At 65.4% G+C, this 9,629-nt stretch carries 9 protein-coding genes; 7 read left to right on the forward strand and 2 right to left on the reverse strand.

All coding sequences use genetic code 11. The annotated features are described in order from the left end of the window. Positions 1-96 precede the first annotated feature (96 nt). The 6 genes from FJ386_14300 (at position 97) to FJ386_14325 (ending at position 4,545) form a co-directional block, all read left to right on the forward strand. Entirely contained in the window at positions 97-675 is a 579-nt protein-coding gene (locus tag FJ386_14300) for a DUF177 domain-containing protein (protein ID MBM3877862.1), read from the forward strand. A gap of 3 nt (positions 676-678) precedes the next feature. Next, the gene (locus FJ386_14305; GenBank protein MBM3877863.1) at positions 679-867 is read left to right on the forward strand and encodes a 50S ribosomal protein L32; all 189 of its coding nucleotides are present in this window, start codon (positions 679-681) and stop codon (positions 865-867) included. A gap of 51 nt (positions 868-918) precedes the next feature. Beyond that, complete coding sequence (gene plsX, locus FJ386_14310) at positions 919-1,974, forward strand: phosphate acyltransferase PlsX (GenBank protein ID MBM3877864.1); 1,056 nt, start codon at positions 919-921, stop codon at positions 1,972-1,974. A gap of 29 nt (positions 1,975-2,003) precedes the next feature. Then, entirely contained in the window at positions 2,004-3,002 is a 999-nt protein-coding gene (locus tag FJ386_14315) for a ketoacyl-ACP synthase III (protein ID MBM3877865.1), read from the forward strand. 63 nt (positions 3,003-3,065) lie between these two features. Next, a complete protein-coding gene (locus tag FJ386_14320) occupies positions 3,066-3,392 on the forward strand; it encodes a hypothetical protein (protein ID MBM3877866.1) in 327 nt (108 codons plus the stop codon). Positions 3,393-3,420: 28 nt separating this feature from the next. Continuing rightward, positions 3,421-4,545 (forward strand): PilT/PilU family type 4a pilus ATPase, encoded by a 1,125-nt coding sequence (locus FJ386_14325; GenBank protein MBM3877867.1) that lies wholly within the window; start codon positions 3,421-3,423, stop codon positions 4,543-4,545. A 51-nt stretch (positions 4,546-4,596) separates the two neighbouring features. Here FJ386_14325 and FJ386_14330 read toward each other — a convergent pair whose 3' ends face one another. Further along, positions 4,597-5,058 (reverse strand): hypothetical protein, encoded by a 462-nt coding sequence (locus FJ386_14330; protein MBM3877868.1) that lies wholly within the window; start codon positions 5,056-5,058, stop codon positions 4,597-4,599. Between the two features lie 450 nt (positions 5,059-5,508). On the opposite strand from FJ386_14330, the gene FJ386_14335 reads away from it, so the two are divergent. Beyond that, positions 5,509-8,028, forward strand: a complete 2,520-nt coding sequence (locus FJ386_14335; protein ID MBM3877869.1) for a hypothetical protein — start codon at positions 5,509-5,511, stop codon at positions 8,026-8,028. A gap of 21 nt (positions 8,029-8,049) precedes the next feature. Here FJ386_14335 and FJ386_14340 read toward each other — a convergent pair whose 3' ends face one another. Beyond that, positions 8,050-9,468 (reverse strand): N-acetylgalactosamine 6-sulfate sulfatase, encoded by a 1,419-nt coding sequence (locus tag FJ386_14340; GenBank protein ID MBM3877870.1) that lies wholly within the window; start codon positions 9,466-9,468, stop codon positions 8,050-8,052. Positions 9,469-9,629: the final 161 nt, after the last annotated feature.

Here is a 9,629-nt window from a genome sequence, read left to right on the forward strand (position 1 = left end):
TTCTCAGTTCGCGGCTGGTGAAGGAGATAGCGCGACTGGGCGGGGACGTCCGCGCGTTTGTGCCGCCGGCGGTCGGCCGGGCGTTGAAGAACAAACTTGCGCCAACCGGCTGGAAGGAAGGCCGTCCGTCGAGGGCTGCCATGCGTTCCTGAGGACGCGGAGGCGGTCAGGACCCATGTCAACATGTCGCTGCTTCTCAACGTGAATGAACTCATCCGCGCGCCCGTCGCGCTCGATGGGCGGACGTCGGTTTCAGAGCTTGGCTTGGCCGGCTTGGACGAGTTGATTCATCCTGCGGAGTTCCTCGAACACTGGCTGCAGGCCGAGTTGATGGAGGGGTCGATCCTCGTTCAGGGTCGCCTGCGGCTTGCGCTCCGTTGCGAGTGCGCCCGGTGCTTGAAGCCGTTCGAGCAGGTGATGGATTTGCGTGAATGGGCCGCGCATTTGGAGTTGAAGGGCAACGACGCCGTGCCCGTCGTGGCCGATGCGGTGGACTTGACGCCCCAAATTCGCGAGGATATTCTGCTTCAGTTACCGCAGCATCCGCTGTGTGAGCCTGAATGTCGCGGCCTGTCCAATCCGCCCGCAGGCAGCCAAACTGGATCCGGAGCCGCCGTGAGCCGCGAAGCTCCGTCGCCTTGGGATGAACTGGACAAACTGAAGTTGAAAGACTGAACCATGGGCGTTCCAAAGCGAAAACCTTCGACGAGCCGGCAGCGGATGCGCCGGGCTTACAACAGCGTGCTCAAGCTCCCGCACCTCTCGCCGTGCCCGCAGTGCGCTGCGCCATGCCTTCCGCACCGGGTCTGCCCGGGCTGTGGCTTTTACAAGGGCCGGCAGGTCATCACTGTCCAGGCCGCCGGGTAGGCTTGCTGCAGCGATCGGCGCGGATGGTCCAACCTCCGCGCCGTTCCATTTATGCGCATCGCGTTGGATGTCATGGGCGGCGACCACGGCCCGGCGGTCGTCGTCCGAGGTGCGCGTCTGGCGCTCGAGGCCAACCCGCGGCTTTCGGAAGTCATCCTCGTGGGTCGGGAGGAAGAGGTTTCCCGGGCTCTCGCGGCCACCGGTGGACCGGGCTCGCGCGTGCGCATTGTGAACGCTTCTGAAGTCCTTTCGATGGAGGACAAACCCGTTGATGCGCTACGGCGCAAGAAGGACTGCTCCATCGCGCGCGCGGTGGAACTGGTCCGCGACGGGCTGGCCGACGCGGTGATTTCGCCCGGCAACACCGGCGGGATACTTTCGGCGGGGACGTTGCGATTGCGGACGCTTGCCGGCGTGAGTCGCGCCGCGATTGCGACCGTGATACCCGCGCCGGAGAGTGACTTCGTGCTGCTCGACGCCGGGGCGAACGTGGAGTGCAAGCCGTGGCACCTTGCGGAGTTCGCCATCATGGGCAGCGTTTACATGCGCGAAATCGGCGGCTGCAAATCGCCGCGCGTCGGCATCCTGAGCAACGGGACCGAGGACAACAAAGGCACGGAGTTGACGCAGGCGGCACTGAGAATCTGCCGGAAGCTCGACTTGAATTTTGCCGGCCACATCGAGGGGCATGACCTGTTCAGCAACAAGTTCGATGTCGTCGTCACGGACGGCTTCACCGGGAACATCGTGCTGAAGACCTGCGAGAGCATGGCGAAGGGCATCTTCGCGTGGTTGAAACGCGAGCTCATGCTCAACCCCAGGCGCAAGCTCGGCGCGCTGTTGGGCCGGAATGCATTTCTCGCGATCAAGCGCCGGCTCGATTCCGAAAACCACGGCGGCGCGCCGATGCTCGGCTTGAACGGACTGGTCTTCAAGGCACACGCTTCGTCCCGCGAGCAGGCGATTCTCAATGCCCTCCGCGTGGCGTGCGATGCCATCGAGCACAATGTCAACGGTGCCATCCTCCGTGAAATGGCGGCCGCGCACGGCGCCCTCGAGGAAGCCAGGCACGACGCGCAGACCTCGGGACAACCTGTGAACGCATGAGCTCCACCAAGAAGTTCAGGAACCCGCGCATGGCCCACGATTTCCAGGGGCGGACGTGCTCGATCGCCGCCGTCGGCGCGAGCCTCCCGGATCGCGTGTTGACCAACGCACAACTCGAGCAACTCGTCGACACGACGGACGAGTGGATCACCACGCGCACGGGGATCAAGGAGCGCCGCATCGCCGCGGATCATGTGTTCACCTCGGACCTCGGCGCCGAGGCCGCGAAGCGGGCGCTCGCGCGAGCGGGCGTGTCGCCCGAGCAGGTGCAGCTCATCATCGTCGCCACCATCACGCCCGACATGCCGTTTCCCGCGACGGCCTGCCTCGTCCAGCAGAAAATTGGCGCGCGGAACGCCGCCGCGTTTGACCTGGAGGCCGCCTGCTCCGGGTTCATCTACGGACTCGAAGTCGGCCAGCAGTTCATCATGTCGCGCACCTATGATTGCGTGCTCGTGATTGGCGCGGAGAAACTCTCCTCGATCATCGACTGGGAGGACCGCAACACCTGCGTGCTGTTCGGCGATGGCGCAGGCGCGGCGATCCTGATGAACCGGCCTGATTCGCACGGCCTGCTCACGGCGTGCATGGGGGCGGACGGCAACAAGGCCTCTCTGCTCTCGATGCCGGGCGGCGGCAGCCAGATGCCCGCGACGGCGGACTCGGTGCGGGGCCGAATGCACTTCCTCCGTATGGATGGCAAGGAGACCTTCAAGAACGCCGTGAATGCGATGTGCACGGCCGCCCGCGAGGCGCTGGCCCGCTGCGAACTCGATATCTCGCAGATCAAGTGCATCATCCCGCATCAGGCCAACCAGCGCATCATCGACGCGGTCGGCGACCGCCTCGGCGCCAAGCCCGGGCAGGTCTTTGTCAACCTCCACAAATTTGGCAACACCTCCGCGGCCTCCGTCGCGATTGCGCTGGATGAAGCGGTCGAGACCGGGCGCGTGCAGCGCGGGGACCTTGTGCTGCTCGTGGCCTTTGGCGCGGGGCTGACGTGGGGCGCGGCGGTGATTGAGTGGTGAAAATAGTTCACCCGGAAGTTTGACCCGCGAAAACCGTGTGCTAGATTCGGCCACCCGTTAGACATGACCACCAGCAAACGCGACACGTCGTGCGTCTTCGAGCCGTTCACCATCCAGACTCGCGAGACGCAGTTCACCCTCCCCGCAGATTCGCTGCTCGTTCGCAGGAACGGCATCGAGTTCCGGAGCCCCACTCCGCTGGACGAATGGACCGAGCTCACGCTCGACATGCATTCGCCGCGCGACGGCCACCGCGAGCAGGCCACCGGCGTGGTCGTCGCCTGCCGGGGCACGCACGCCGCGGGATTTGCCGTGAGTGTCGTGCTCATGGGCATGACCCCCGCCGCGGAGCGCCTGCTTCAACAGGCGGCGATTTCCCCTCTGGCGTGACCGGAGGCGGTTTTGGTAGCGTCGGCGCATGTCAACGCCAGCGCCCACGCCCGCACCTGCCAACGAAGCCCACGCGTATTTCAATTCCATCCTGAAACTCGGGGTGGACAGCAATTGCTCGGACTGCCACATCAAGGTGGGCAGTCCTGCCACTTACCGCATCAGCCGCCAGCTTCGCTCGACCGACTTCATCCCGACGCAGGAGTGGATGGAATCGGTCATCATGGTCATCACCCCCAAGCATTTGATCGAGGGATTGATCAAGGATCGCGAGACGGATTTTTCCTACTCGTGGCCCGGCGTGGGCCGCTTCCGGACGAACGTCTATCAGCAATGCGGCAAGTGGGGCATCGTGATGCGCTACGTGAAGAACCAGGTGCCGAACTTCGAGGCGCTCGGCCTGCCCGAAGTGCTCAAGACCATCGCCGAGTCGCCACGCGGCATCATCCTCCTGGCTGGCACGACGGGCAGCGGCAAGTCCACCACGCTCGCCGCGATGATCGAGCACGTGAACGCGAATTTCCGGCGGCACATCGTCACCCTCGAAGACCCCATCGAATACATGTTCGAGGAAAACCAGAGCATCATCGAGCAGCGCGAAATCACGCTCGACACCATGAGCTTTCAGCGCGGCCTCAAGAGCGCGCTGCGGCAGGATCCCGACATCATCATGGTCGGTGAAATGCGTGACGCCATCAGCTTTCAGGCCTCCATCGGCGCGGCGGACACCGGCCACATGGTGCTTTCCACGTTGCACACCACGACGGCCTCGAGTTCCGTCGGCCGCATCCTTGAGTTCTTCAAGCAGGATGAGCGGGACACGGTCCGCAAGCAGCTCTCCTCGACGCTTCGCGCCGTCTGCTGCCAGCGCATGTGCCCGACGATCGACGGCAAGATGACCCCGGCCCTCGAGATCATGATCAACACCATCACCATCCGGAAGGCAATCGAGGAAAACCAGCTCGGCAAACTTTCCCAGATCATCGAGGCCAGCGAAGGCGACGGCATGCAGAGCTTCGACCAGTCGGTCTACAAGTTGTGCATGGATGGACGGATCACGAAGGAAACCGCATTCGAACGCGCCAACGTCCCCCAGCGCGTGAAGATGATGTTCGAGGGCATCTTCACCAGCACCGGCGGCATCGTCGGCTAAGGCAGTCGGGTCGGATTGAGCCGCAACGCCGCGCCAGCGCGGGTGCGCGCTTCACCACACAAACGACTTTTGCTCGGCGAGCAATCGGTCGCCGTCCCACAGCGTCACGCGCCATGCCGCGGCCTCTCCCGTCTGCTTGTAGACATCCTTGTCGAGCGTGATTGCCGACCATGTCCCGAATGCGCCGGACGGCGCCAGCGCGAGTTCGAAACTGGACGGCTTGGTCGATGTGCCCTTGCTGCCGATGACTTCGAGCCTGAGGCGAAGTTTCCCGGTTGTGGACTTCGAGGCCTTCCACTGCACGTCGAATCGCACGCCCGAGACGAGCGCCGGGTTGCGCCGCAACAACGACTGGTAGGCGTCGCGCTCAAAGAGACTCGGCGAAAGGCTTTGGCGCCCTTCGAGGTCGAGCAAGTGTGGAAGAACTTTCATCACGCGTCCCTCCGCGCCGACCGCTGCCTTGGGCGCGAGGCAGAGCGCCGCGCCGAGGAGCAGCATGAAAGTGGTGCGCACGCCCGGACGGTAGCAGCGCCGGGACGGGTGCCAACTCTCTTCTTCGCGCCCGCGGCTTCACGCCCGCTTCGGTGGCGCGAGTTCCACCACGTGCCGCGCGCGCCGCCCACACGCGGTTCCGGGCGCTCGGCATCGACCCGAAGAAAACCGAGTTCGGCAACCACGGCCAGCCGCTGCCCATCGCGCACGACGACATGGCGCCCATCAAGGAGGCCCTCGCGTGAACGACAAGCCCGCCAACCCGCCCGCGCCCGAGGAACTCAAGTCGTTCCAAGCCACCCGCCAGCTCCTGTCCGCGCGCTTCAGCCCGTGCGGCAAGTTTCTTTGTTCCGGCCCGATGGCCCCGTCCGTGTTCCGCTGGAATGTCGTCGAGAAGCAGCAGGCCGCCATCGAACAGCCCGACGAAGCCGCGCAGAAGGCCGCCGCATCGCCATCTCCGCCGGCGGCGCATTGCTCGCCCCGTGCGGCCGCGACCGGTTCGTGTGCGTGCGGAACGCCGCCGACGGCCGACCCGTCGCACAGCACGAGCACACCGAGGACGTCTTCACCCTCGCCTTCACGCCCGACGCGTCGCACCTCGTTTTCGGCGACACCTTCGGCAAGGTCACCGCGCTCGACTTCAAGGCCGGCAAAACCGCGCCCCTTTCTTCTTTCCTCAGAGTCGACGCACCCGCAGCATCCCGGCCGGTTCCGCGGGCAACCGTCCGGCTTTCACGGTGTTCATGCGGCCACCAACCCATGCTGCCTTTCGCCCTGACCATCTTCACCGGCGCGTTCCTGTTGTTCCAAGTCCAGCCGCTCATCGGGAAATACATCCTGCCGTGGTTCGGCGGCGGGCCCGGGGTGTGGACGACTTGCATGCTGTTTTTTCAAGTGCTGTTGCTCGGTGGATACGCTTACGCGCACGCGCTCACCCGGCTTCCGTCGCGCCGACAGTGGGTGATTCACGGCGCGCTGCTCGGACTCTCGCTCGCATCGCTGCCCATCACGCCGGGGGATTCCTGGAAGCCCGGCGCGCTGGAGAATCCCACGGGCCACATCCTGCTGCTGCTGGTCGCGAGCATCGGGGTGCCGTATCTCGCGCTGTCCTCGACGGGGCCGCTGTTGCAGGAGTGGTTCCGGCGGCACAAGCCGGGGGAGTCGCCGTGGCGCCTTTACGCGCTGTCCAACGTGGGCTCGCTGCTCGCGCTGGTGAGCTATCCGTTTTATTTCGAGCCCGAGTTTTCCCGGCGCGGGCAGGCTTCGATGTGGGGCTGGGGACTCGTCGCCTACGTCGCCCTCACCGCGTGGTGCGTGGCGAAGCTCTGGAAGGCGCCGCCGGCCGAAGCTGCGCCTCAACCCGCGTCGCCCGCGGAAGTTTCCGTTGCTGGCGAAACCGCAGAGCGCCCGTCCTCCCGCCAGCAGGTGCTGTGGGTTCTGCTTCCCGCCTGCGCGTCGCTGCTCCTCGTCGCCTCGACGAACAAGATGTGCCAGGACATCGGCGTGATCCCGTTCCTCTGGGTGCTGCCGCTGGCGTTGTATCTGGTGACCTTCATTCTCGCGTTCGATCATCCGCGCTGGTATTCGCGCGGCGTCTTCGGGTTCGCGTTCGCCTTGTGCGCGGGCGCGGTGGCGTGGGTGTTGCACGGGGACGTGGATGTTTCGATCGTGCGGCAGGTGGTGGTGTATTCGGCGACGCTGTTCGTGTGCGCGATGGTCTGCCATGGCGAACTCTACCGGCTGCGGCCGCATCCCAGGTTTCTCACGCGGTTCTACCTGATGATTTCCGCGGGAGGCGCCGCGGGCGGGTTCCTCGTGGCGGTGGTTGCGCCGCAGGTGTTCGACAGTTACGCCGAGCTGCCGGTTGGCCTGTGGCTTTGCGCCGCGCTCCTGCTGGTGCTGTGCTGGCAATCGCGCAGCTTCGCGCTCGCCGCCGGGCTCGCCGCCGGGGCGGTGGCGGGCGCGTGGCTCGGCCCGTGGGCATATCACGAGACGCGCACCGAGTGGCTGGTCGCGCTCAAGGTTCACCGGCCGTATTGGATCGCGTTGACGGTTCTCGTCGTGGCTTGCTTCGTGGACTTCCGTCGCGGGGTCGCGCGCGAGTGGAACCGGCGCGCCGCGATGTGCGTTGCCGTGCTCGTGCTCGGCCTCGCGCCCGGCCTGTGGTTCTCGCAGCGGTCCTCCGGCGGCAACGTGGCCTATGCGGGCCGCAATTTCTACGGCGTGCTCAAGGTCCTCGAATTCGGCGAAAAGAACACTTCGCACCACTATTACTCGCTCCTGCACGGCCGCATCACGCACGGCACACAGCTCACCGACCCCGCGTGCGCGGCGATGCCGACGACCTACTTCGGGCCGGGCAGCGGCGTGAGCAAGGCGATCAACGCGCTGCCCGCGGACGCGCCCCGGCACATTGGCGTGCTCGGGCTCGGCGCCGGGACGCTGACGGCGTTCGGCCGCGCGGGCGACAAGGTCCGCGTTTACGAGATCAACCCGCAGGTCCGTCAGGTCGCGACGAAGCAGTTTTCCTACGTCGCGCTTTGCAAGGCGAAGGTCGACATCGTCATGGGCGATGCGCGCCTCTCGATGGAGCACGAACCGCCGCAGCAGTTTGACATCCTCATCATGGACGCCTTCAGCAGCGACGCCGTGCCGGTGCATCTCATCACGCGCGAGGCCGTCGACATTTATCTCCGGCACCTCAAGCCCGCGGGCCTGATCGTCATCCACATTTCCAACCGCCACCTCGACTTGCAGCCCGTCGTGGAGGAACTCGCGCGCGCGTCCGGGCTCAAGTGGCTGGGCGTCTCGGACGATTTCGTCGAGGACGAGTGGTTCTATTACGAATCCTCCTTCATGATCCTCGGCCGCCCGGGTTCGCTGATTGAATCTCCCGCGCTGATGAACGCCGCGAACATCACCCCGCGCAAGCCCGGCAAAGTGCGCCTCTGGACGGACGACTACGCGAGCATGTTCCGCATCCTGCAGTAGCCATCCCTGGGGGAATTCGGCTCACTTGTAATCCGCACCGTTCAGGCTCGCGACCACGCCCTTGAGCCAGGCGGTCAGCTCGGCCTGCATCCTGGCGGCTCGCTCGGGTTCCGCGGCGAACAGGTCCCTCGCTTCGGCGCGGTCGGAGGCGAGGTGGTAGAGTTCCCATTTCAACGGGCCGTTTCGCGGTTCGATGCGGTGCAACTTCCAGTCGTTGTCCACCCACGCGGCGTGCCGGCCAAAAGTCGTGTCGGGATAATCCGTGCGGAGTTGCGCGGCCGGGATGGGTTCGACTTCGTCCCACGGAACGGTCTTGCCGGCCGCCTGCTCCGCGGCGAGGCGCTTCATCCATTCTTCGCTCGGGGTGCGGACACCCGCGATGGCGAAATCCCAGAATCCCATCGGGCGCGGGCGCGAACTCATTTTCCCATCGAGCAGCGGCACGAGGCTGATGCCGTCGAGAAGCGGTTGCTTCGCCACCGTCGCGCCGGCGAGTTCGAGCAGCGTCGGGTAAATGTCCACCGTGCCGCAGGGCATGGTGATGACGCGCGGCTGTTTGAGGCGGGCGGGCCATTCCATCAAGCCGGGCACGCGCAAGCCGCCTTCGTAGACGGCCGCCTTGCGACCGCGCAGGCCGCCGGTGGAGCCTTCGGCGATTGCGCCGTTGTCGCTGTTATACCAAAGCAGGGTGTTCCCGGCGACGCCCTGCGCGCGCAGGCCTGCGCGGAGCTGGCCCATCGCGCGGTCCATCGCGGTGATCTCGGCGAGGAAGTGCTGCTGCTTGGGCGGCTGGTCCTTGTAGAGCGCGAGGTCGCCTTTGGTGCCGACGTGTGGCGCGTGCGGCGAGCCGAACCAGATGACGGCGAGGAACGGTTTGTCCGCGGCCTTCGCCTTCGCGACGAATTCCAGCGCGCGCTTCACGATCACTTCGGAGCCTTCGCCCTTGAATGGCACGGCACGGCCTTTGTCCGACAGCAACGGGTCCACCTCGAAGAAGTTCGGTGCGGAGAGCCACTCGTCGAAGCCGCTGTTGCCCGGATTCACGGGACTGTCCGCGCGCACGGAGCCGAGGTGCCACTTGCCGAAGTGGCCAGTCGTGTAACCGGCAGTCTTGAGCGCCTCGGCCACGGTGATTTCCTGCGGGCGCAGGTTGTAGCCCCACGAAAACGCGCCCATGCGATTGGGCGTGCGGCCGGTCATCACGCTCGCGCGCGTGGGCGAGCACACCGGCGCGCCGGCATAGAATCGGTCAAAGCGCCATCCGGTGCGGGCCATCTCGTCGAAGACGGGCGTCTTCACGACGGGATGGCCGTTGTAAGCCATGTCGCCCCAGCCTTGATCATCGGCCATGCAGAGGACGAAGTTGGGCTTGGAGGCGGCCATTGAGTCGCCGCGAGAGAGCGCAAAGATCGCAAAGAGGAAGCAACGCAAATGGTTCATTGAGCTTTCGCTTTCTTGGGCTGGGCTTTCTTGGTGGCGGGGTCGGCGGTGAGGAAGCGTTTCCAGTTCACGGGCACGTCGTTGGCCTGCTTCGCGCCGGGTGTGCTGCGGCCTTCGCTCACGAGCTTGTCCATCACGGCGGTGAGTTCGGCGACCAACTC

This window comes from Verrucomicrobiota bacterium (assembly GCA_016871675.1).
Lineage (GTDB): Bacteria > Verrucomicrobiota > Verrucomicrobiia > Limisphaerales > VHCN01 > VHCN01.